Here is a 1,362-nt window from a genome sequence, read left to right as displayed (position 1 = left end):
CTTTAGAGTGCGCCCGGCGTCTTGCCGCCGGGCGCACCCACCAGCGGACACTGCGCAACCGTGCGGGCCCGGCCATCGCCGACGCTGTCGTAGCTGACACCTATCCTCGCCCCACCCGGTAACAGTTCCCTCAACACCCTCGAGGCCCCGATGACCGCAGCACTGTTCCCTCTACCGGCCGCACCGGACACGCAGCAGCTCTCTCTGCTCGGCGATCCCCGGCCGGTGCGCACCCCGGCGACACTGTGGCGCATCTGGCTCACCGACCCCGCCACCCGGCAACGGTTTGAGAACAAGCGCTACCGCCGCGGCCCCGACCAGTGCTGGCCCTGGATCGGCGCGATCTCCTCCACCGGACACGGTTCCTTCCGCGCCGCCAGCCTGCCTGGGCTCTCCCGCCGCGGCACCGTCCCCGCGCACCTGTACGCCTACCAACTCGCGCACGGCATCATCGACCGACTCGGCTGGAGCGCCCTGACCGACCCCATCCTGTGCCACCGCTGCGACTACGCCGGCTGCACCAACCCGAACCATCTACGGCTAGGCACCGCCGGCGACAACCGCGCCGACTACCTCACGCGACGACACAGCGCGAACAGTCCCCTCGGTGACACCCGCGGTCCAGCCGGCCTCTCCCGCGCAATCGCAGAGGCGATCCGCACCGCAATCGCCGCAGACGAGCCAGCGCACACTATTGATCACCGCATCGACGACGCCATCGCCACCGGGCAACCGTGGAGCCTCTGGTAGTCCGCCAACTGACCTACGGGGAGGCCAACTCCAGGACGATGGGTACGACACCGAGTGACAACCGGTGATCCACCGACCCCTACCGAGGATCAACAATGCCCGTTCTCCCACTTGCCACCACCACGCTTCCGCAAGACGCCTCGCAGGTCACCTTTCCGCTGGCGTATGACATCGCATGGAGCATGGTGGTGGTAAGCGTGATCGTCCTGGATGTCCTCGCCCTCATTCACCTGGCAAGACACCGACGGACTACATATGACTGGGCCTGGGCGCTCGTCATCCTCGCACTCCCGCTTCTCGGAGTGCTCCTGTACGCGCTACTCGGTCCTCGCCGCCGCAGCAGCGACAACACCGTCCGCGACACGGTCACCTCGCCCCGGTGATCGACAAGGCCGTAGCACCATCCAGTAAAAGCACCCCACCGCAATAGCGACCGGCACCCGATCATCCCCTGGGCGGCCGGGCGGCTTGGGCCGCACCGCACGCGCACACCGCATGGCACGTCTCATCGCCGAACGAACCGGGGCGACCGTGTGACCGGCGACCAGGAACATCCGACCACCCCGGTCCGCCGGGGGAGCGGCGCCCTCCGAGCCTGATCCTGCCCCCACC

General features: G+C 68.2%; 2 protein-coding genes. Both read left to right on the top strand.

Features of this window, described 5'->3' with window-relative positions:
• The first annotated feature begins 150 nt into the window (after positions 1-150).
• Positions 151-750, top strand: coding sequence for a hypothetical protein (locus tag H483_RS27310; RefSeq protein ID WP_017836479.1), 600 nt, complete (start codon positions 151-153; stop codon positions 748-750).
• A 95-nt stretch (positions 751-845) separates the two neighbouring features.
• Positions 846-1,133, top strand: coding sequence for a PLDc N-terminal domain-containing protein (locus H483_RS27305; RefSeq protein ID WP_017836478.1), 288 nt, complete (start codon positions 846-848; stop codon positions 1,131-1,133).
• Positions 1,134-1,362 lie beyond the last annotated feature (229 nt).

Origin of the sequence: Dietzia sp. UCD-THP (assembly GCF_000349585.1) — a bacterium.
Classification (GTDB): Bacteria; Actinomycetota; Actinomycetes; order Mycobacteriales; family Mycobacteriaceae; genus Dietzia; species Dietzia natronolimnaea_A.
This window is presented reverse-complemented; position numbering and strand designations above follow the sequence as displayed.